We start from the raw sequence: 22,051 nt of genomic DNA, 5'->3' as shown, positions 1-22,051 counted from the left end.
ACTACACGACAGGAATGTATGGAACGTTTTCTTGAAAATGCAATGTATGCTTCTCGCTGGCTGCTTGCCCCCGTGTACTTTGGCCTTTCGCTGGCGCTGGTTGCCCTGGCGCTGAAGTTCTTTCAGGAGATTATTCACGTCCTGCCGAATATCTTCTCAATGGCAGAATCAGATTTGATCCTCGTGTTGCTGTCGCTGGTGGATATGACACTGGTTGGCGGTTTGCTGGTGATGGTGATGTTTTCCGGTTATGAGAATTTCGTCTCGCAGCTGGATATCTCCGAGAACAAAGAGAAACTGAACTGGCTGGGGAAAATGGACGCAACGTCGCTAAAAAACAAAGTGGCAGCGTCGATTGTGGCAATCTCTTCCATTCACTTACTGCGCGTCTTTATGGATGCGAAAAATGTCCCGGATAATAAACTGATGTGGTACGTCATTATCCATCTGACGTTTGTGCTTTCTGCATTTGTGATGGGCTATCTTGACCGACTGACTCGTCATAATCACTGATCTGATTCGGGCGCGGTTCTCGCGCCCGGTATTAACTTGTTATTTATCGGAAGATGCTTGCCACAGGTTTAGCTCGCCATCGGCGATATGCTGGTCAATCTGCGCCAGTTCTTCGGCACTAAACGCCAGATTATTCAATGCCTGCACGTTCTCCTCCAGTTGCTCTGGACGACTGGCACCAATCAATACCGACGTCACTCGCTCATCTTTCAGCAACCAGCTTAACGCCATTTGCGCCATCGACTGACCGCGCTGCTGCGCCATTTCATTCAATAACCGCAGGCTGTTGAGGTTAGCGTCGGTGAGCATTTTCGGTGTCAGGCCGCGCACTTTATGACCTTCGCGATGCATCCGTGAATCTTCAGGAATGCCGTTGAGATATTTTCCGGTCAGCAATCCCTGGGCCAGTGGAGTGAAGGCAATGCAGCCCACGCCGTTATTTTGCAGGGTATCCAGCAGGCCACTTTTATCCACCCAGCGGTTCAGTAAATTGTATGAAGGCTGATGAATTAACAGCGGAATTTTCCACTCGCGCAGCAACTCGACCATTTTTTGCGTCCGCTCTGGCGAGTATGAAGAGATCCCAACATACAGCGCCTTACCACTTTGCACCGCATGGGCAAGCGCAGAGGCGGTTTCTTCCATTGGCGTATTTTCATCGACACGGTGCGAGTAAAAGATATCGACATATTCCAGCCCCATACGCTTCAGGCTTTGGTCGAGACTGGCAAGCAGGTATTTACGCGATCCGCCAGAGCCGTAAGGGCCGGGCCACATATCGTAGCCAGCTTTAGTGGAGATGATTAATTCGTCACGATAAGCAGCAAAATCTTCCCTCAGCAGACGACCAAAGTTCTCTTCTGCGCTTCCTGGAGGTGGCCCGTAATTGTTGGCTAAATCAAAGTGCGTAATGCCTAAATCAAACGCTTTACGCAGGATCGCACGCTGTGATTCCAGCGCGTTAACGTGACCGAAATTGTGCCATAAACCGAGCGATAACGCGGGCAGGCGTAAACCGCTTTTTCCGCAATACCGGTACTGCATCTGCCCGTAACGTTCGGGATTCGCTAACCAGACCATGACATCTCCTTTCCACCATTCAATTTCGAAACAATGTTTCTAGTCTAGCGATTTACCTGGACGTATCCCGTAGCATCGCTCACAGAGTGACGAAAAACTGGGCAAAAACACACGCTTATGCTTTGCTTAAAAAAACAACAGTTGAGGAGTAAAACGATGCCGCGTTTGACCGCCAAAGATTTTCCGCAAGAGTTGCTGGATTACTACGACTATTACGCTCACGGGAAAATATCGAAACGTGAGTTCCTCAACCTGGCAGCGAAGTACGCGGTGGGCGGGATGACGGCGTTAGCGTTGTTTGATTTGCTCAAGCCAAATTACGCGTGGGCGACCCAGGTGGAGTTTACCGACCCGGAGATTGTCGCTGAGTACATCACGTATCCTTCGCCAAATGGTCACGGCGAGGTTCGTGGTTATCTGGTGAAACCTGCGAAGATGGGCGACAAAACACCCGCTGTGGTGGTCGTGCATGAAAATCGTGGGCTGAATCCGTATATCGAAGATGTAGCACGGCGGGTGGCTAAAGCGGGATACATCGCTCTGGCACCCGACGGTTTAAGTTCCGTTGGTGGTTACCCGGGAAATGATGATAAAGGCCGCGAACTGCAACAGCAGGTTGATCCAACCAAACTGATGAATGATTTCTTTGCCGCAATTGAGTTTATGCAACGCTATCCCCAAGCCTCGGGCAAAGTTGGCATAACCGGATTTTGCTATGGCGGCGGCGTCTCGAACGCTGCTGCCGTGGCGTATCCGGAACTGGCCTGTGCGGTGCCTTTTTATGGTCGCCAGGCACCTACTGCCGATGTGGCGAAGATCGAAGCGCCTTTACTGCTCCACTATGCTGAACTGGACACCCGAATCAATGAGGGCTGGCCCGCTTACGAGGCGGCGTTGAAGGCCAATAACAAAGTCTATGAAGCGTATATTTATCCGGGGGTTAACCATGGATTCCATAATGATTCCACGCCACGTTATGACAAATCAGCCGCCGATCTTGCCTGGCAAAGGACGCTGACATGGTTCGATAAATATCTTTCCTGATGTGTTTATCCCTTAAAGGATAACGTCCTACATGTGCAGGAAAAAATAGCGTGCGTAAAAGTCGGAGTTTGCCTAAAATATCGCTATATATATTGATATATAGCGTTTGAGGTAAACGATGAATAACCATTTCGGTAAAGGCTTAATGGCGGGATTAAAAGCAACGCATGCCGACAGTGCAGTTAATGTGACTAAATTTTGTGCCGATTATAAACGTGGTTTTGTATTAGGCTACTCGCACCGGATGTATGAAAAGACCGGCGATCGCCAGCTCAGCGCCTGGGAAGCGGGTATTCTGACGCGCCGTTATGGGCTGGATAAAGAGATGGTAATGGATTTCTTTCGTGAGAATAATTCCTGTTCTACGTTGCGCTTTTTTATGGCTGGTTATCGCCTCGAAAATTGATCAAACATACGTATTATCTTGCTTTAATTAATTACACTAATGCTTATTCCCTTCGTTTTAGCGCCCCGCCGCAGTATCATTGTAATGATAACCATAATAAATGTGTGGTAAATGGCGCATCGATCGCATTATTGATTTTGCGGTTGAGGCAAAATATATGCCAGGTCTTCGCAACGGAATAACAATAAATGACTGGAGATAACACCCTCATCCATTCTCACGGCATTAATCGTCGTGATTTCATGAAGCTTTGTGCAGCATTAGCCGCCACCATGGGGTTAAGTAGCAAAGCCGCCGCAGAGATGGCCGAATCGGTCACTAACCCGCAGCGCCCGCCGGTTATCTGGATTGGCGCGCAGGAATGCACCGGTTGTACGGAATCTCTGCTTCGTGCGACGCATCCAACGGTAGAAAACCTCGTGCTGGAGACTATCTCTCTGGAGTATCACGAAGTGCTTTCTGCCGCCTTCGGCCATCAGGTTGAAGAGAACAAACACAACGCGCTCGAGAAATACAAAGGGCAGTATGTGTTGGTTGTGGATGGTTCCATCCCATTAAAAGATAACGGTATTTATTGCATGGTTGCCGGTGAGCCGATTGTGGACCACATCCGCAAAGCGGCAGAAGGCGCAGCAGCCATTATCGCTATCGGTTCCTGCTCCGCGTGGGGCGGCGTCGCCGCTGCCGGGGTTAACCCGACTGGCGCGGTCAGCCTGCAAGAAGTTCTGCCAGGCAAAACCGTTATTAACATTCCAGGCTGCCCGCCAAACCCGCACAACTTCCTCGCGACCGTTGCGCACATCATCACTTACGGTAAACCGCCGAAGCTGGATAACAAAAACCGCCCGACCTTCGCTTATGGTCGTCTGATTCACGAACATTGCGAACGTCGTCCGCACTTCGATGCTGGTCGTTTTGCCAAAGAGTTCGGCGATGAAGGCCACCGCGAAGGCTGGTGCCTGTACCACCTCGGCTGTAAAGGGCCAGAAACTTACGGCAACTGCTCAACGCTGCAATTCTGCGACGTTGGCGGCGTGTGGCCGGTGGCAATCGGTCACCCATGCTATGGCTGTAACGAAGAAGGTGTCGGCTTCCATAAAGGCATCCATCAGCTTGCCAACGTCGAAAACCAGACGCCGCGTTCACAAAAACCGGATGTCAACGCTAAAGAAGGCGGCAACGTCTCTGCGGGCGCTATCGGTTTGCTCGGCGGTGTGGTTGGGCTGGTTGCCGGTGTCAGCGTGATGGCGGTGCGTGAACTGGGTCGTCAGCAAAAGAAAGATAACGCTGACTCACGGGGAGAATAACCGTGAACAGACGTAATTTTATTAAAGCAGCCTCCTGCGGGGCATTGCTGACGGGCGCACTGCCGTCTGTCAGTCATGCGGCTGCTGAAAACCGCCCGCCAATTCCGGGATCGCTGGGTATGTTGTACGACTCGACCTTGTGCGTAGGCTGTCAGGCTTGCGTCACCAAGTGTCAGGATATCAACTTCCCTGAACGTAACCCGCAAGGGGAACAGACCTGGTCGAACAACGACAAACTGTCGCCGTATACCAATAACATCATTCAGGTGTGGACCAGCGGCACGGGCGTCAACAAAGACCAGGAAGAGAACGGCTACGCGTACATTAAGAAACAGTGTATGCATTGCGTCGATCCGAACTGTGTCTCCGTGTGTCCGGTTTCTGCACTGAAAAAAGATCCGAAAACCGGCATTGTCCATTACGACAAAGATGTGTGCACCGGCTGCCGTTACTGCATGGTTGCCTGTCCGTACAACGTGCCGAAGTACGACTACAACAACCCGTTTGGTGCGCTGCATAAGTGCGAACTGTGCAACCAGAAAGGTGTGGAACGTCTCGATAAAGGCGGTCTGCCTGGCTGCGTAGAAGTATGCCCGGCGGGGGCGGTGATTTTTGGTACGCGTGAAGAGCTGATGGCGGAGGCGAAAAAACGTCTGGCGCTGAAGCCTGGCAGCGAATACCACTATCCGCGTCAGACGCTGAAATCTGGCGACACTTACCTGCATACGGTGCCGAAATATTATCCGCATCTGTACGGCGAGAAAGAGGGCGGCGGTACTCAGGTTCTGGTACTGACGGGTGTGCCTTATGAAAATCTCGACCTGCCGAAACTGGACGATCTTTCTACCGGTGCGCGTTCCGAAAATATTCAACACACCCTGTATAAAGGCATGATGCTACCACTGGCTGTGCTGGCGGGCTTAACCGTGCTGGTTCGTCGCAACACCAAAAACGACCATCACGACGGAGGAGACGATCATGAGTCATGATCCACAACCGCTGGGCGGCAAAATCATCAGTAAACCGGTCATGATTTTTGGACCGTTAATCGTCATCTGTATGCTCCTGATTGTGAAGCGTCTGGTGTTCGGTCTGGGCTCTGTCTCCGACCTGAACGGCGGCTTCCCGTGGGGCGTGTGGATCGCGTTTGACCTGTTGATCGGCACCGGCTTTGCCTGTGGCGGCTGGGCGCTGGCGTGGGCGGTATACGTCTTTAACCGTGGGCAATACCATCCGCTGGTGCGTCCGGCGCTGTTGGCAAGTCTGTTCGGTTATTCACTGGGCGGCTTGTCGATCACTATCGACGTGGGTCGCTACTGGAACCTGCCGTACTTCTACATTCCGGGTCACTTCAACGTGAACTCGGTTCTGTTTGAGACGGCGGTCTGTATGACCATCTACATCGGCGTGATGGCACTGGAGTTTGCTCCGGCACTGTTTGAACGTCTGGGCTGGAAGGTTTCTCTCAAGCGTCTGAACAAGGTGATGTTCTTCATCATTGCACTTGGCGCGCTGTTGCCGACCATGCACCAGTCTTCAATGGGGTCGCTGATGATCTCGGCGGGCTACAAAGTGCATCCGCTGTGGCAGAGCTATGAAATGTTGCCGCTGTTCTCGCTGCTGACGGCGTTCATCATGGGCTTCTCGATTGTCATCTTTGAAGGTTCGTTGGTGCAGGCGGGTCTGCGTGGCAATGGTCCAGATGAAAAGAGCCTGTTCGTCAAGCTGACCAACACCATCAGTGTGTTGCTGGCGATTTTCATCGTGCTGCGCTTTGGCGAGCTTATCTATCGCGACAAGCTGTCGTTAGCGTTTGCCGGTGACTTCTACTCCGTGATGTTCTGGATTGAAGTCCTGCTGATGCTCTTCCCGCTGGTGGTTCTGCGTGTGGCGAAGCTGCGTAATGATTCCCGCATGCTGTTCCTGTCAGCACTGAGCGCGCTGTTAGGTTGTGCAACCTGGCGTCTGACCTATTCGCTGGTGGCATTCAACCCGGGCGGCGGTTACGCCTACTTCCCGACCTGGGAAGAACTGTTGATTTCTATTGGTTTTGTGGCTATTGAGATTTGCGCTTACATCGTACTCATTCGTCTACTGCCGATACTTCCTCCTTTAAAACAAAACGATCATAATCGTCATGAGGCGAGCAAAGCATGAGCCAGAGAATTACTATTGATCCGGTAACCCGAATTGAAGGGCATTTACGCATCGATTGCGAAATCGAAAATGGCGTCGTTTCGAAAGCATGGGCTTCCGGTACCATGTGGCGCGGCATGGAAGAGATCGTGAAAAACCGCGATCCGCGCGATGCATGGATGATTGTGCAACGTATCTGTGGCGTATGTACTACTACTCACGCACTGTCTTCCGTTCGTGCGGCAGAGAGTGCGCTGAATATCGACGTTCCGGTTAACGCGCAATACATCCGTAACATCATTCTGGCTGCACACACCACGCATGACCATATTGTTCATTTCTATCAGCTTTCGGCGCTGGACTGGGTGGACATCACTTCTGCACTGCAAGCTGATCCAACCAAAGCCTCCGAAATGCTGAAAGGCGTTTCGACCTGGCATCTGAACAGCCCGGAAGAGTTCACCAAAGTTCAGAACAAGATCAAAGATCTGGTTGCCAGCGGTCAGTTGGGTATTTTCGCCAATGGCTACTGGGGTCACCCGGCGATGAAACTGCCGCCGGAAGTGAACCTGATTGCGGTAGCGCACTACCTGCAAGCGTTGGAGTGCCAGCGTGACGCTAACCGCGTCGTGGCGCTGCTGGGCGGTAAAACGCCGCACATTCAGAACCTGGCGGTAGGTGGTGTCGCTAACCCAATCAACCTCGACGGTCTGGGTGTGCTGAACCTTGAGCGCCTGATGTACATCAAGTCTTTCATCGACAAGCTGAGCGACTTTGTTGAGCAGGTTTACAAGGTTGATACCGCAGTTATCGCCGCGTTCTACCCGGAATGGCTGACGCGCGGTAAAGGTGCGGTGAACTACCTGAGCGTGCCGGAATTCCCGACCGACAGCAAAAACGGCAGCTTCCTGTTCCCGGGCGGCTACATTGAGAATGCGGATCTGTCCTCGTATCGTCCGATCACTTCCCATTCCGATGAATACCTGATCAAAGGGATTCAGGAAAGCGCGAAGCACTCCTGGTATAAAGACGAAGCGCCGCAGGCACCGTGGGAAGGCACCACCATTCCGGCTTACGACGGCTGGTCTGACGACGGTAAATACTCCTGGGTGAAATCGCCGACTTTCTACGGCAAAACGGTAGAAGTGGGTCCGCTGGCTAACATGCTGGTGAAACTGGCGGCAGGTCGCGAGTCTACCCAGAACAAACTGAATGAAATCGTTGCGATTTATCAGAAACTGACTGGCAACACGCTGGAAGTGGCGCAGCTGCACTCCACGCTGGGCCGTATTATTGGTCGTACCGTTCACTGCTGCGAATTGCAGGATATCCTGCAAAACCAGTACAGTGCACTGATCACCAATATCGGCAAAGGCGATCACACCACCTTTGTGAAACCGAACATTCCGGCAACGGGCGAGTTCAAAGGCGTTGGCTTCCTTGAAGCGCCGCGCGGTATGCTCTCTCACTGGATGGTGATCAAAGACGGTATCATCAGCAACTACCAGGCCGTTGTTCCATCAACCTGGAACTCTGGCCCGCGTAACTTCAATGATGACGTCGGTCCTTACGAGCAGTCGCTGGTGGGTACACCGGTTGCCGATCCGAATAAACCGCTGGAAGTGGTGCGTACCATTCACTCCTTCGACCCGTGCATGGCCTGTGCGGTACACGTAGTGGATGCCGACGGCAACGAAGTGGTTTCAGTGAAGGTTCTGTAATGCGTATTTTAGTCTTAGGGGTCGGCAATATTTTGCTGACCGATGAAGCCATCGGTGTGCGGATTGTTGAAGCGTTAGAGCAACGATACATTCTGCCGGATTATGTTGAGATCCTCGATGGCGGCACGGCGGGAATGGAGCTGCTTGGCGACATGGCAAATCGCGATCATCTGATTATCGCCGATGCCATTGTGTCGAAAAAGAACGCGCCGGGAACGATGATGATCCTGCGGGATGAAGAAGTTCCGGCGTTGTTTACCAACAAAATCTCTCCGCATCAGCTTGGCCTGGCCGACGTATTGTCGGCCCTGCGCTTCACCGGTGAGTTTCCGAAAAAGCTGACCCTGGTCGGCGTGATCCCGGAATCACTGGAGCCGCACATCGGCTTAACGCCGACGGTTGAAGCAATGATTGAACCTGCGCTTGAGCAGGTTCTGGCTGCGCTGCGCGAATCAGGCGTGGAAGCTATCCCACGGGAGGCAACTCATGACTGAAGAGATAGCAGGTTTCCAGACCTCCCCGAAGGCGCAAGTACAGGCAGCATTTGAAGAAATTGCCCGGCGTTCGATGCACGATCTCTCTTTTCTGCATCCTTCAATGCCGGTGTATGTTTCCGACTTTACGCTGTTCGAAGGTCAGTGGACGGGGTGTGTGATCACCCCGTGGATGCTGAGTGCAGTTATCTTCCCCGGCCCGGATCAACTTTGGCCGCTGCGCAAAGTGAGTGAAAAAATCGGTCTGCAACTGCCGTATGGCACTATGACCTTTACCGTTGGCGAACTGGACGGTGTGTCGCAATACCTCTCCTGCTCGCTGATGTCGCCGCTTTCGCACAGCATGTCGATTGAAGAGGGCCAACGCCTGACGGATGACTGCGCGCGAATGATCCTTTCGCTGCCAGTCACTAATCCGGATGTACCACATGCAGGGCGTCGCGCCCTGCTGTTTGGTCGCAGGAGTGGCGAAAATGCATGAGTTGTCGCTTTGCCAGAGCGCCGTTGAGATTATCCAACGGCAGGCGGAGCAGCACGATGTTAAGCGCGTCACCGCCGTGTGGCTGGAAATTGGCGCGCTCTCCTGCGTTGAGGAGAGCGCCGTCCGTTTTAGTTTTGAAATTGTCTGCCAGGGAACGGTGGCGCAAGGGTGCGATTTACATATCGTCTATAAACCCGCCCAGGCCTGGTGCTGGGATTGCAGCCAGGTGGTGGAGATTCATCAGCACGATGCGCAGTGTCCGATCTGTCATGGCGAGCGGTTGCGTGTCGATACCGGCGATTCGCTGATCGTCAAAAGTATTGAAGTTGAATAACCGGAGTTAACAATGTGTATTGGCGTTCCAGGCCAGGTGCTGGCTGTCGGTGAAGATATTCACCAGCTTGCGCAGGTTGAAGTATGTGGTATCAAGCGCGACGTGAATATCGCCCTGATTTGCGAAGGTAACCCTGCCGATCTGCTGGGCCAGTGGGTACTGGTGCACGTCGGATTTGCCATGAGCATCATCGACGAAGACGAAGCCAAAGCCACATTAGACGCGCTGCGCCAAATGGATTACGACATTACCAGCGCGTGATGATTAAAGTTTCGTAGGCCTGATAAGACGCGCGAGCGTCGCATCAGGCATTGTGCTTGATTGCCGGATGCGGCGTGAACGCCTTATCCAGTCTACATGGCTTGCTGCGACGAACGCCAACCATTACCCCTGACGCTTATCTTCCGTATTTGTCTCGAAATCACTGGCGTCATGGCGCTCATGCAACTGCTCGTTCAGCGGCCCGTTGGTGCGGTTAACAATACGCCCACGTTTCACTGCCGGACGTTCGCCCACTTCTTTCGCCCAGCGTTGCACGTGTTTATAACTACCTGCATCAAGAAACTCTGCAGCATCATACACACCACCTAACACCACGTTGCCAAACCACGGCCAAATCGCCATATCCGCAATGGTGTACTCATCGCCCGCAACAAACTTATGCTGCGCCAGCTGCTTATCCAGCACGTCGAGAAGACGCTTGGCTTCCATGGTAAAGCGGTTAATGGCGTACTCAATTTTCACTGGCGCGTAATGATAAAAGTGACCAAAACCACCGCCGAGGAACGGCGCAGCCCCTTGTAACCAGAACAGCCAGTTCAGCGTTTCGGTACGCTTTGCCAGATCCTGCGGCAGGAAGTAGCCAAATTTCTCGGCCAGATAAAGCAGAATCGATCCTGACTCAAACACGCGGATTGGCGGGTTATGCGTATGATCGCGCAGAGCGGGAATTTTCGAGTTCGGGTTCACTTCGACAAAACCGCTGGAGAATTGATCGCCATCGCCAATGCGAATCAGCCACGCGTCGTACTCTGCGCCGGTGACGCCCAGCGCCAGCAGCTCCTCAAGCATAATCGTTACTTTCTGACCGTTCGGCGTTCCCAGCGAATAGAGTTGCAATGGGTGTTTGCCTACGGGCAGCGTTTTTTCATGTGTCGGACCAGAAACCGGGCGATTGATATTGGCGAACGCGCCGCCAGCGGATTTATCCCACGTCCAGACTTTCGCGGGCTGATAAGTATTGTCTGCCATAGTGAGTTGCCTTCTGAGTGGTAGTGTTGAAGCAGTGTAGCAGGTCACTTGCTGTACAGAATGTGAATTTTTTAACCCTTTGCGCCAGCCGCTGCGTTGAGGTGTATGATAAGTCTAACCTCTGTCCGGTTAATGTCGCTGAGCAGGTAATCAGAGCACAACAATTACGCCAACTGCTTAGGTTGTATTGTTAAAGGTAAAGTGATGAGCAAAGGAACGACCAGCCAGGATGCCCCGTTCGGGACGTTATTGGGCTACGCCCCCGGTGGTGTAGCAATCTACTCTTCAGATTACAGTTCTCTCGATCCGCAGGAATACGAAGATGATGCCGTATTCCGTAGCTATATCGACGACGAATATATGGGCCACAAATGGCAATGCGTTGAGTTTGCTCGCCGTTTTCTCTTTCTGAACTACGGTGTGGTCTTCACTGACGTGGGCATGGCGTGGGAGATTTTCTCGCTGCGCTTCTTGCGTGAAGTGGTTAATGACAACATTCTGCCATTGCAGGCATTTCCTAACGGTTCGCCGCGTGCGCCGGTCGCGGGCGCACTTCTTATCTGGGATAAAGGCGGTGAATTTAAAGACACCGGCCATGTCGCCATCATTACGCAATTACATGGCAACAAAGTCCGTATTGCCGAACAGAACGTGATTCATTCCCCGTTGCCGCAAGGGCAACAGTGGACGCGCGAGCTGGAGATGGTGGTAGAAAACGGCTGCTATACCCTCAAAGACACCTTTGATGACACCACTATTCTGGGTTGGATGATTCAGACGGAAGATACCGAATACAGCTTGCCACAGCCGGAAATTGCAGGCGATTTGTTGAAGATCAGCGGAGCGCGCCTGGAAGATAAAGGCCAGTTTGACGGTAAATGGCTGGATGAAAAAGATCCGCTGCAAAACGCCTACGTGCAGGCGAACGGTCAGGTGATCAATCAGGATCCGTATCATTACTACACCATTACGGAGAGCGCCGAACAGGAGCTGGTTAAAGCCACCAACGAGCTGCATCTGATGTATCTTCACGCTACCGATAAAGTGCTGAAAGATGACAACCTGCTGGCACTGTTCGATATTCCGAAAATCCTCTGGCCGCGTTTGCGCCTCTCCTGGCAGCGTCGTCGTCACCATATGATCACCGGTCGTATGGATTTTTGTATGGATGAGCGTGGCCTGAAGGTCTATGAATACAACGCCGACTCCGCCTCCTGTCATACTGAAGCGGGCTTGATCCTCGAACGTTGGGCGGAGCAGGGCTATAAAGGCAACGGCTTCAATCCGGCGGAAGGTCTGATTACCGAACTGGCTGGCGCGTGGAAACACAGTCGCGCGCGTCCGTTTGTCCATATCATGCAGGACAAAGATATTGAAGAGAACTATCACGCTCAGTTTATGGAGCAGGCGCTGCAACAGGCGGGCTTTGAAACGCGTATCTTGCGCGGGCTAGATGAACTGGGCTGGGATGCTGCCGGACAACTGATTGATGGGGAAGGGCGACTGGTTAACTGCGTATGGAAGACCTGGGCGTGGGAAACGGCGTTTGATCAGATTCGCGAAGTCAGCGACCGTGAGTTTGCTGCGGTCCCGATTCGCACTGGTCATCCGCAAAATGAAGTGCGCCTGATTGACGTTCTGCTACGCCCGGAAGTGCTGGTTTTTGAACCGCTTTGGACGGTGATCCCTGGCAACAAAGCGATTCTGCCAATTCTCTGGTCGCTGTTCCCGCATCATCGTTATCTGCTGGATACCGATTTCACTGTTAATGATGAACTGGTGAAAACCGGTTACGCCGTGAAACCGATTGCCGGTCGCTGTGGTAGCAATATCGACCTGGTCAGCCATCATGAAGAGGTGCTCGACCAAACCAGCGGTAAATTTGCCGAGCAGAAAAATATCTACCAGCAACTGTGGTGTCTGCCAAAAGTGGACGGTAAATACATTCAGGTATGTACTTTCACCGTGGGCGGCAACTACGGTGGGACGTGTTTGCGCGGCGATGAATCTCTGGTCATCAAAAAAGAGAGTGATATTGAACCGTTAATTGTGCTGAAAGAGTAATAGACTTTTTCGCAACCCCGTGCTGATTATCAAAAATAGTCAGCACGGAAAATCGTTCATGGAATGCTCAAAATATTGAATATTGAAATACATTAAGTTAATAAATTCACAATATGAATGTATTAATGATTGAAATGATTCGACATTAATTATTTCTTAAAACTTTGAATGGCAACTTATTATCTGATACTAAAGAAATAACACTCTTTTTATCGTTAAAAGATGATATTTCACTTTGCCCGCGCCGTTAAAGTCACTGATAATGCGTCCGTTCGTAAATTCAAAATGGCGTAATCTAATATATGCTAAATTTATTTGTTGGCCTTGATATATACACGGGGCTTTTGTTATTACTTGCTCTGGCATTTGTGTTGTTCTACGAAGCAATCAATGGTTTTCATGACACGGCGAATGCGGTGGCAACCGTTATTTATACTCGTGCCATGCAGCCACAACTTGCCGTGGTGATGGCGGCATTTTTTAACTTTTTTGGCGTATTGCTTGGCGGACTTAGCGTCGCCTATGCCATCGTCCATATGTTGCCAACTGATTTGTTGCTGAATATGGGGTCAACCCACGGTCTGGCGATGGTCTTTTCCATGCTGCTGGCGGCGATTATCTGGAACCTGGGAACGTGGTTCTTTGGTTTACCGGCCTCCAGTTCACACACATTGATTGGCGCGATTATCGGCATCGGCTTAACCAACGCGCTATTGACCGGCTCGTCGGTGATGGATGCGTTAAACCTGCGTGAAGTGACCAAGATTTTCTCCTCGTTAATTGTCTCCCCCATCGTCGGCCTGGTCATTGCGGGTGGTCTGATTTTCCTGCTGCGCCGTTTCTGGAGCGGGACGAAAAAGCGTGACCGTATTCACCGCATTCCTGAAGATCGCAAAAAGAAAAAAGGCAAACGTAAGCCGCCATTCTGGACGCGTATTGCGCTGATTGTTTCCGCTGCGGGCGTGGCGTTTTCGCACGGCGCGAACGACGGGCAGAAAGGGATCGGCCTGGTGATGCTGGTACTGGTGGGGATTGCCCCTGCTGGTTTCGTTGTCAATATGAACGCGTCCGGCTATGAAATTACCCGTACCCGCGATGCCGTCATCAACTTCGAACACTATCTGCAACAGCATCCTGAACTGCCGCAGAAGTTGATTGCGATGGAACCTCCATTGCCTGCGGCATCGACTGATGGTACGCAAGTGACGGAGTTCCATTGTCATCCGGCAAATACCTTTGATGCGATTGCGCGCGTTAAAACGATGCTGCCGGGCAATATGGAAAGCTACGAGCCGTTAAACGTGAGTCAACGCAGTCAGCTACGCCGTATTATGCTTTGCATCTCTGATACCTCTGCGAAGCTGGCGAAACTGCCAGGCGTTAGCAAAGAAGACCAGAGCCTGCTGAAAAAACTGCGCAGCGATATGTTAAGCACCATTGAGTACGCTCCGGTGTGGATCATCATGGCGGTGGCTTTAGCACTCGGTATTGGCACCATGATTGGCTGGCGCCGTGTAGCGATGACCATCGGTGAGAAAATTGGTAAGCGCGGCATGACTTATGCGCAAGGGATGGCGGCGCAGATGACGGCGGCGGTATCTATCGGTCTTGCCAGCTATATTGGGATGCCTGTTTCCACAACTCACGTACTCTCTTCTGCGGTGGCGGGGACGATGGTGGTAGATGGCGGTGGGTTACAGCGTAAAACGGTAACCAGTATCCTGATGGCGTGGGTGTTTACCTTACCGGCAGCAATTTTTCTGTCTGGTAGTCTGTACTGGATTGCATTGCAGCTTATCTAACCTTCCTGTTAATGCCCGGTCCTGCGATCGGGCATTATCACTTCTGACTAGCGATAACCTCGCGCTGTCATAAAATCCATTATCGCTTTTTCCGCATCAACCAGCACTTGTTCCAGCGGTTGGTTGGCATCGATATCAACCAGTTGCGCGCCTCCAAAGGTTAACTTTGGCGTTATGGCAATTTTCTTCGCCAGAGATTCTCGTTTGTGGTCAGGCTTACGTGCGCAGGCCACGTCCAGGGAGACATTGAGTTTGATGACCAGATCGGGCTTATGGCTCGCCATCCAGTGAAATGCTTTACGTTCCTGACTTGCCAACCATGACACAAACCGGCCACCTTCAACGTTAGGCGGGAACACCGTACCATCATAAGCGCCAGGAATCTGGTCCTGTGGATAACGGTCGGTCAAAACAATTAACCCGCGACGACGACAGGCAAGCATATGACGAAAGCGCAGTAAGCGGCGGGCGACAAACGCTGTAATTACCAGCGCCGGAACTGGCCCAGGCAATTTTTTCGCTGTTTTCACTTTATTGCGTTCAATTGATTTATTAAGCGATTTTCCCATTAAGGGCAGTTTTACCACTGCACGACCGACATTTCCGGCTTGCTTTCCTAAATGAACTCTTTCTGCGGCACCATATTTTTCGACAACGGTAATGAGATGTTCACAAACCGTTGACTTGCCTGAACCATCACTACCAATAACGGCTATTAATGGAGGTGTTATAGACTGCATGAATATATCCTTAAATTTAAATATCCATCTCAAATATTTATCTGGTTAATATGTTTTAATGAAAGCGTAATTCAGGTCAATGTCACAATTAACCATTGTCACAATAAGGTTGAACGGATATTCTGAGCACGGACCACGTAATATTCAATACATTATTTGCTGCCGGGTTTTTCGTGAATCAACGTAATATGTCAATAATTAATTCCATGCCAGTGCGTGTTATTGCCATTGTGGGATGTGATGGTTCAGGTAAATCGACCCTCACGGCAAGCCTGGTGAATGAACTGGCAGCAATAATGCCAACAGAACAAATTTATCTTGGGCAGTCTTCCGGACGAATTGGCGAATGGATTTCACAGTTCCCTATAATTGGCGCCCCTTTTGGGCGTTATCTGCGGGGTAAGGCAGCTCATGTACATGAAAAGCCCTCAACACCGCCTGGCAATATTACCGCGCTGGTTATCTATTTGCTTTCCTGCTGGCGGGCGTACAAGTTTCGCAAAATGTTGAGAAAAAGCCAGCAAGGCTTTTTGTTGATTACCGACCGCTACCCGCAGGTTGAAGTCCCTGGCTTTCGTTTTGATGGTCCACAACTGGCTAAAACTAAAGGCGGTAATGGCTGGGTAAAAATGTTAAGGCAGCGCGAGCTGAAGCTGTACCAATGGATGGCGTCTTATTTGCCCGTATTGTTGATTCGTCTTGGCATTGATGAACAAACCGCGTTTTCGCGTAAACCTGACCATCAACTGGCGGCGTTACAGGAAAAAATCGCCGTTACGCCGCAACTGACTTTCAACGGCGCCAGGATCCTTGAACTGGATGGTCGGCAACCAGCCGATGAAATCCTGCAAGCGTCACTACGTGCAATTCACGCCGCACTTTCCTGATCACTAAAATGGATAGGGGATGATTTAAAGAATGGATGCACTACAAACGCAAGCTGTTAACAGCACTACCGCGCCGCAGCCCAGCTACATTCCGGGGCTAATTGCGGTGGTCGGGTGCGATGGCACCGGCAAATCCACGCTGACCACCGATCTGGTGAAATCATTGCAACAGCACTGGCAAACCGAGCGGCGCTATCTGGGGCTACTGTCCGGTGAAGACGGCGACAAAATCAAACGATTACCGTTGGTTGGTGTCTGGCTGGAGCGGCGACTGGCGGCAAAATCCTCGAAAACCCAAAGCATGAAAACTCGCTCTCCGGCGCTCTGGGCGGCGGTGATTATGTACTGCTTCTCGCTGCGAAGAATGGCGAACCTTCGTAAGGTTCAGCGACTGGCGCAAAGCGGCGTACTGGTGGTAAGCGATCGCTTTCCGCAGGCGGAAATTTCCGGTTTTTATTATGACGGGCCGGGGATTGGTGTCGAGCGCGCGACCGGGAAAATCAACCAATTTCTGGCGCAGCGCGAGCGACAGTTATACCAACAAATGGCGCAGTACCGTCCTGAATTAATCATTCGTTTGGGGATTGATATTGATACTGCCATCTCCCGCAAGCCTGACCATGACTATGCCGAGTTGCAGGACAAAATCGGCGTCATGTCGAAGATTGGCTATAACGGCACAAAAATTTTAGAGATTGATTCCAGAGCGCCCTACAGCGAGGTGCTGGAACAGGCACAGAAAGCGGTTTCTCTGGTTGCCATCGTTTCTGACCGCCGAAGCTTGACTTAAGGCAGACGGGATATTTTTCATTTTTCAACGATAAGGTCAGGCTGAATTGGCAGGTTTTAACATCAAACATTGGTTTGCAGATGGAGCCTTTCGCACCATTATTCGTAACAGCGCCTGGTTAGGCTCCAGCAATGTCGTGAGTGCCTTGCTGGGCTTACTGGCGCTTTCGTGCGCCGGTAAAGGAATGACGCCAGCGATGTTTGGTGTACTTGTCGTCATACAGTCTTATGCCAAGTCGATTAGTGATTTTATTAAGTTTCAGACATGGCAGTTGGTGGTGCAGTACGGAACGCCAGCATTAACCAACAATAATCCTCAGCAATTCCGTAATGTTGTCTCATTTTCCTTCTCGCTGGATATCGTCAGCGGCGCGGTGGCGATTGTCGGCGGCATTGCCTTACTGCCATTCCTTTCCCATTCATTAGGTCTGGATGACCAAAGCTTTTGGCTGGCGGCGCTCTATTGCACACTTATTCCTTCAATGGCTTCCTCCACGCCGACCGGCATTTTGCGTGCGGTTGATCGCTTCGACTTAATTGCTGTACAGCAGGCGACGAAACCTTTTCTGCGTGCGGCGGGCAGCGTAATCGCCTGGTATTTTAACTTTGGCTTTGCCGGATTTGTTATCGCCTGGTACGCATCGAATCTGGTTGGCGGCACCATGTACTGGTGGTTTGCCGCGCGCGAATTACGCCGCAGAAATATCCATAACGCGTTCAAATTGAATCTGTTTGAGTCTGCCCGACACATCAAAGGCGCATGGAGTTTTGTCTGGTCAACCAACATTGCCCATTCCATTTGGTCGGCGCGTAATTCATGTAGCACGGTACTGGTGGGGATCGTATTAGGGCCAGCTGCTGCCGGGTTATTTAAAATCGCCATGACATTCTTCGATGCCGCAGGGACGCCCGCCAGTTTGTTGGGTAAGAGTTTTTACCCTGAAGTCATGCGCTTAGATCCACGAACTACCAGACCGTGGCTCCTGGGCGTGAAGTCTGGATTACTGGCTGGTGGGATTGGCATTCTGGTGGCGCTGGCCGTGTTAATCGTTGGCAAGCCACTTATTTCACTGGTGTTTGGTGTTAAGTATCTCGAAGCGTATGACCTGATCCAGGTGATGCTCGGAGCCATTGTTATTTCGATGCTGGGCTTCCCACAGGAGTCATTATTGCTAATGGCAGGGAAACAGCGTGCTTTTCTCGTGGCGCAAACCATCGCCTCTATCGGCTACATCGTGTTGCTGTTCATGTTCTGCCATCTGTTTGGCGTGCTGGGGGCAGCATTTGCTTACTTCGGTGGGCAATGTCTTGATGTGGTGCTCTCGTTAATTCCGACATTAAAGGCGTTCTTTCAACGCCATTTATTGGCCTATAACGCAGTGGGAGAAAAATCCCAATGATGAAAAAATATTTTCCACTTGAGGTCAGTGAGCGTTTATTTATCGCGGTCGAAGAAGATGATGTTGTTGACGCTCAAGTTAGCTTACCACCAACGATCGCACTGCGTTGTTCATCGGAAATTATTCATGATAATTATGCATTATGCCTGAGATTCTGGTTGGACGGAGTCAATCGCAAGGCGTTACTCCACCTGACCCTGAAGCAGGCTAAAGGTGACCCTCTTACCGACGAAGAACGCAAACAGTATAAATACATGCGAGCGCGCTACAAGCATCTGCGTTTTGCGCAACGGCTGTATTTAAAGAAGCATCAGGCTGGTTTTTTATTTGGCAAAACGACCGTTTTTCTGGGGCGTTTTCAGGATGGTTTTCGTAACGGTAAGAAAAATATTGTGTCGTATTACGGCAACCTGTTACGTATTTATTTAAGCTCTCCTGTCTGGTGGCTGGTGAACTATTCATTACGCCATAGCCAGCTAGAAAGCGTTAATGGTTTTATCGCTTATCGCCAGAAGCAAATGCGCATCCTGAAAGAAATTATTGCCAGGCCGCAGCTAACCGGCAGGGAATTTCATGATGTGCGAAAAATCATCAGTCAGCAGGTTTCTTATTACGACACTCTAAGATCGCTTGATCCCGAAAATACAGAGGCGTTGCAGATTTCCCGCTTCCTGGCGGCCATTAATGGCCTGATGGGGGATAAGCACGACGACATGGTGGCGGATGATTTGGAAAATCGCCAATCGTATGATGCGCCAGTGGCACTCGACAGCGATATTCGTCAGCGCTTAGAACTGCTGATTTCGCGTTTTCCGCTATAACCGGAGTAATGATGCCCTCTCGTCTGATTACTGCGCTGATATTTTCACTCTTCTCGTTCGGCGCTACTGCGCACAATTTCGTCATCGGAAAACCGGTTACACCTGTTTATATTCAGGACGGTGGTGAATTGCTGCTCAAAAATGACGAAATTTACTATCAAAAGTGGAACAGCACGCAGCTGAAGGGAAAAGTCCGCATTATTCAGTATATCGCCGGACGAAAGTCAGCGAAGAAGAAGAACTCTCTGTTAATCAAAGCAGTAGAAACAGCAAACTTTCCTCAGGATCGTTTTCAGCCCACCACCATTGTGAACACCGATGATGCCATCTTCGGCACCGGCTATTTTGTGACAGGTAAAATTGAAAAAAATAAACGTCGTTATCCGTGGGCGCAATTCGTAATCGACGGCAGCGGTCTGGGGCGCGTTGCCTGGCAACTGCCGGAACAGAGTTCAACCATTCTGGTGCTGAATAAATACGGGCAAATTCAGTGGGCGAAGGACGGCAGCCTGACGCCAGAAGAGGTTGATCAGGTCATTGCGTTGGCGCAGAAGCTGATCAATGAATAAAAAACTCAAAGGATTGAGGGCGTTAGTGAGATGAAGCTGGTTGAACACTACATCATGCGTGGTACGCGCCGTCTGGTGCTGATTATCGTTGGTTTTTTGATCTTTATCTTCGCCAGTTACTCTGCACAGCGTTACCTGACCGAAGCAGCCAATGGGACTTTAGCGCTTGATGTAGTACTTAATGTTGTTTTCTACAAAGTGCTGATAGCGCTTGAAATGTTACTTCCAGTGGGCCTGTATGTGTCGGTTGGTGTGACACTTGGGCAGATGTATACCGACTCGGAAATTACCGCTATCTCTGCGGCGGGCGCCAGTCCCGCGCGTTTGTATAAAGCCGTTCTGTATCTGGCAATTCCATTAAGTATTTTTGTCACGCTGTTGTCGATGTATGGTCGGCCCTGGGCTTATGCGCAGATTTATCAACTGGAACAACAGTCGCAGTCGGAGCTGGATGTTCGCCAGTTGCGGGCAAAGAAATTTAACACTAACGATAACGGACGAATGATCATTTCGCAGACGGTTGATCAGGATAATAATCGCCTGACTGACGCGCTGATTTATACTTCTACTGCCAATCGAACCCGTGTTTTCCGCGCCCGTTCGGTTGATGTGGTTGACCCATCACCCGAGAAACCGACCGTTATGTTGCACAACGGGACCGCCTATCTTCTTGATCATCAGGGGCGTGACGACAACGAACAGATCTACCGTAATCTGCAATTACATCTTAATCCACTGGATCAAAGTGCCAACGTCAAACGTAAAGCGAAATCGGTCGCGGAACTGGCGCGCTCTGTATTTCCTGCCGATCATGCCGAACTGCAATGGCGACAAAGCCGTGGCCTGACAGCGTTGTTGATGGCTCTGCTGGCCATCTCTTTAAGTCGGGTAAAACCGCGGCAAGGGCGATTTTCAACGTTACTGCCACTGACGTTGCTGTTTGTTGCCATTTTTTATGGCGGTGACGTCTGCCGTACGCTGGTGGCTAACGGCACGATTCCCCTCATTCCTGGTTTGTGGTTAGTGCCCGGACTCATGCTAATGTGCCTGTTGATGCTGGTCGCACGCGACTTCTCCTTGCTGCAGAAATTTTCCCGATGAATGTTTTCAGTCGCTATTTAATCCGCCATCTCTTCCTCGGTTTTGCTGCCGCTGCCGGGCTACTGCTGCCGCTTTTTACCACCTTCAACTTGATTAACGAACTGGATGATGTCAGTCCGGGTGGTTATCTCTGGACTCAGGCGGTGCTGGTGGTACTGATGACCTTACCGCGCACACTGGTCGAACTTTCGCCGTTTATCGCGTTATTGGGTGGGATTGTTGGTCTCGGGCAGTTATCGAAAAATAGTGAACTTACCGCCATTCGCAGCACGGGGTTTTCTATCTTCCGTATTGCACTGGTGGCGCTGGTCGCCGGGATACTGTGGACTGTTTCGTTAGGCGCGATAGATGAGTGGGTGGCGTCGCCATTGCAGCAACAGGCGCTGCAAATCAAATCTACCGCGATAGCGTTGGGGGATGACGATGACATTACCGGCAATATGCTGTGGGCCAGGCGCGGTAATGAATTTGTGACGGTGAAATCGCTGAACGAACAGGGCCAGCCGGTAGGCATAGAGATATTTCACTATCGCGACGATCTCTCGCTCGAATCCTACATTTATGCACGCAGTGCCGCCATTGAAGACGACAAAACGTGGATCCTGCACGGCGTGAATCATAAAAAATGGCTGAATGGCAAAGAAACGCTGGAAACATCAGATAATCTTGGCTGGCAATCGGCCTTCACCAGTATGAATCTTGAAGAGTTATCGATGCCGGGGAATACTTTTTCTGTCCGTCAGCTCAATCATTACATCCATTATTTGCAGGAAACCGGACAACCCAGCAGCGAATACCGCCTTGCACTGTGGGAGAAGCTGGGGCAACCCATTTTAACTCTGGCGATGATTTTACTTGCTGTGCCCTTTACCTTTAGCGCCCCGCGCTCACCAGGGATGGGTAGCCGTCTCGCTGTAGGCGTCATCGTTGGCTTGCTTACCTGGATTAGCTATCAAATCATGGTCAATCTGGGATTGCTATTTGCGTTGAGTGCGCCCGCTACCGCACTCGGTTTACCAGTAGCGTTTGTGCTGGTGGCGTTAATGCTGGTGTATTGGTACGACAGGCAACATTAATAATCCCGCCGTGGGGTAACACCACGGCGGCCAAT

At 51.1% G+C, this 22,051-nt stretch carries 23 protein-coding genes; 20 read left to right on the top strand and 3 right to left on the bottom strand.

All coding sequences use genetic code 11. The features are described from left to right. The first annotated feature begins 18 nt into the window (after positions 1 to 18). Entirely contained in the window at positions 19 to 513 is a 495-nt protein-coding gene (locus AACS80_RS08460) for a TIGR00645 family protein (RefSeq protein WP_000439331.1), read from the top strand. Between the two features lie 39 nt (positions 514 to 552). Here AACS80_RS08460 and gpr read toward each other — a convergent pair whose 3' ends face one another. Then, a complete protein-coding gene (gene gpr, locus AACS80_RS08455) occupies positions 553 to 1,593 on the bottom strand; it encodes an L-glyceraldehyde 3-phosphate reductase (RefSeq protein WP_135410457.1) in 1,041 nt (346 codons plus the stop codon). 156 nt (positions 1,594 to 1,749) lie between these two features. On the opposite strand from gpr, the gene yghX reads away from it, so the two are divergent. The 10 genes from yghX to hybG all read left to right on the top strand — a co-directional run bounded on the left by yghX (position 1,750) and on the right by hybG (position 9,777). Beyond that, positions 1,750 to 2,637: a YghX family hydrolase gene (gene yghX, locus AACS80_RS08450; protein WP_130208029.1), complete on the top strand. Its 888-nt coding sequence runs from the start codon at positions 1,750 to 1,752 to the stop codon at positions 2,635 to 2,637. A 118-nt stretch (positions 2,638 to 2,755) separates the two neighbouring features. Beyond that, entirely contained in the window at positions 2,756 to 3,043 is a 288-nt protein-coding gene (gene yghW / locus AACS80_RS08445; protein WP_001059136.1) for a DUF2623 family protein YghW, read from the top strand. A gap of 188 nt (positions 3,044 to 3,231) precedes the next feature. After that, positions 3,232 to 4,350 (top strand): hydrogenase 2 small subunit, encoded by a 1,119-nt coding sequence (hybO, locus tag AACS80_RS08440; protein WP_130208025.1) that lies wholly within the window; start codon positions 3,232 to 3,234, stop codon positions 4,348 to 4,350. A 2-nt stretch (positions 4,351 to 4,352) separates the two neighbouring features. Further along, a complete protein-coding gene (hybA, locus tag AACS80_RS08435; RefSeq protein ID WP_001081870.1) occupies positions 4,353 to 5,339 on the top strand; it encodes a hydrogenase 2 operon protein HybA in 987 nt (328 codons plus the stop codon). After that, a complete protein-coding gene (hybB, locus tag AACS80_RS08430) occupies positions 5,329 to 6,507 on the top strand; it encodes a Ni/Fe-hydrogenase cytochrome b subunit (RefSeq protein ID WP_000017694.1) in 1,179 nt (392 codons plus the stop codon). The genes hybA and hybB overlap by 11 nt, the downstream gene beginning before the upstream one ends. After that, a complete protein-coding gene (hybC, locus tag AACS80_RS08425) occupies positions 6,504 to 8,207 on the top strand; it encodes a hydrogenase 2 large subunit (RefSeq protein WP_000083065.1) in 1,704 nt (567 codons plus the stop codon). Before hybB ends, hybC begins: the two co-directional genes overlap by 4 nt. Then, positions 8,207 to 8,701: a HyaD/HybD family hydrogenase maturation endopeptidase gene (locus AACS80_RS08420; protein WP_001221940.1), complete on the top strand. Its 495-nt coding sequence runs from the start codon at positions 8,207 to 8,209 to the stop codon at positions 8,699 to 8,701. Before hybC ends, AACS80_RS08420 begins: the two co-directional genes overlap by 1 nt. Beyond that, positions 8,694 to 9,182, top strand: a complete 489-nt coding sequence (hybE, locus tag AACS80_RS08415) for a hydrogenase-2 assembly chaperone (RefSeq protein ID WP_000134014.1) — start codon at positions 8,694 to 8,696, stop codon at positions 9,180 to 9,182. Before AACS80_RS08420 ends, hybE begins: the two co-directional genes overlap by 8 nt. Beyond that, positions 9,175 to 9,516 (top strand): hydrogenase maturation nickel metallochaperone HypA, encoded by a 342-nt coding sequence (hypA, locus tag AACS80_RS08410; protein ID WP_000544956.1) that lies wholly within the window; start codon positions 9,175 to 9,177, stop codon positions 9,514 to 9,516. The genes hybE and hypA overlap by 8 nt, the downstream gene beginning before the upstream one ends. 12 nt (positions 9,517 to 9,528) lie before the next feature. Further along, a complete protein-coding gene (hybG, locus tag AACS80_RS08405) occupies positions 9,529 to 9,777 on the top strand; it encodes a hydrogenase maturation factor HybG (RefSeq protein WP_000334896.1) in 249 nt (82 codons plus the stop codon). A 123-nt stretch (positions 9,778 to 9,900) separates the two neighbouring features. Here hybG and yghU read toward each other — a convergent pair whose 3' ends face one another. Next, positions 9,901 to 10,767 (bottom strand): glutathione-dependent disulfide-bond oxidoreductase, encoded by an 867-nt coding sequence (gene yghU, locus AACS80_RS08400; protein WP_131162508.1) that lies wholly within the window; start codon positions 10,765 to 10,767, stop codon positions 9,901 to 9,903. A 204-nt stretch (positions 10,768 to 10,971) separates the two neighbouring features. On the opposite strand from yghU, the gene gss reads away from it, so the two are divergent. After that, positions 10,972 to 12,831, top strand: coding sequence for a bifunctional glutathionylspermidine amidase/synthase (gene gss / locus AACS80_RS08395; protein WP_130208023.1), 1,860 nt, complete (start codon positions 10,972 to 10,974; stop codon positions 12,829 to 12,831). A 302-nt stretch (positions 12,832 to 13,133) separates the two neighbouring features. Next, entirely contained in the window at positions 13,134 to 14,633 is a 1,500-nt protein-coding gene (gene pitB / locus AACS80_RS08390) for an inorganic phosphate transporter PitB (protein WP_130208021.1), read from the top strand. Positions 14,634 to 14,680: 47 nt separating this feature from the next. Here the strand turns inward: pitB and AACS80_RS08385 are convergent, their stop codons facing one another. After that, entirely contained in the window at positions 14,681 to 15,373 is a 693-nt protein-coding gene (locus AACS80_RS08385) for a dTMP kinase (protein WP_130208019.1), read from the bottom strand. Positions 15,374 to 15,546: 173 nt separating this feature from the next. Between AACS80_RS08385 and AACS80_RS08380 the strand changes: the two genes are divergently transcribed. From AACS80_RS08380 to lptG, 7 genes are read left to right on the top strand one after another with little or no spacing between them, the layout of a single operon-like run. Beyond that, positions 15,547 to 16,260 (top strand): dTMP kinase, encoded by a 714-nt coding sequence (locus AACS80_RS08380; protein WP_130259443.1) that lies wholly within the window; start codon positions 15,547 to 15,549, stop codon positions 16,258 to 16,260. A gap of 31 nt (positions 16,261 to 16,291) precedes the next feature. Further along, positions 16,292 to 17,050 (top strand): hypothetical protein, encoded by a 759-nt coding sequence (locus AACS80_RS08375; RefSeq protein ID WP_064529665.1) that lies wholly within the window; start codon positions 16,292 to 16,294, stop codon positions 17,048 to 17,050. A 46-nt stretch (positions 17,051 to 17,096) separates the two neighbouring features. Next, positions 17,097 to 18,449 (top strand): lipopolysaccharide biosynthesis protein, encoded by a 1,353-nt coding sequence (locus AACS80_RS08370; RefSeq protein ID WP_130223985.1) that lies wholly within the window; start codon positions 17,097 to 17,099, stop codon positions 18,447 to 18,449. Then, positions 18,446 to 19,270, top strand: coding sequence for a hypothetical protein (locus AACS80_RS08365; RefSeq protein WP_130257998.1), 825 nt, complete (start codon positions 18,446 to 18,448; stop codon positions 19,268 to 19,270). Before AACS80_RS08370 ends, AACS80_RS08365 begins: the two co-directional genes overlap by 4 nt. A gap of 11 nt (positions 19,271 to 19,281) precedes the next feature. Continuing rightward, positions 19,282 to 19,839: a YtfJ family protein gene (locus AACS80_RS08360; RefSeq protein WP_130258130.1), complete on the top strand. Its 558-nt coding sequence runs from the start codon at positions 19,282 to 19,284 to the stop codon at positions 19,837 to 19,839. Positions 19,840 to 19,869: 30 nt separating this feature from the next. After that, the gene (lptF, locus tag AACS80_RS08355; protein ID WP_135410456.1) at positions 19,870 to 20,940 is read left to right on the top strand and encodes an LPS export ABC transporter permease LptF; all 1,071 of its coding nucleotides are present in this window, start codon (positions 19,870 to 19,872) and stop codon (positions 20,938 to 20,940) included. Continuing rightward, positions 20,937 to 22,016 (top strand): LPS export ABC transporter permease LptG, encoded by a 1,080-nt coding sequence (gene lptG, locus AACS80_RS08350; RefSeq protein ID WP_138183746.1) that lies wholly within the window; start codon positions 20,937 to 20,939, stop codon positions 22,014 to 22,016. Before lptF ends, lptG begins: the two co-directional genes overlap by 4 nt. Positions 22,017 to 22,051: the final 35 nt, after the last annotated feature.

The sequence above is a fragment of the Escherichia sp. E4385 genome (genome assembly GCF_963883145.1).
Lineage (GTDB): Bacteria > Pseudomonadota > Gammaproteobacteria > Enterobacterales > Enterobacteriaceae > Escherichia.
Note: the sequence above shows the minus strand (reverse complement) of the source record. Positions and strands in the feature narration are given on the sequence as shown.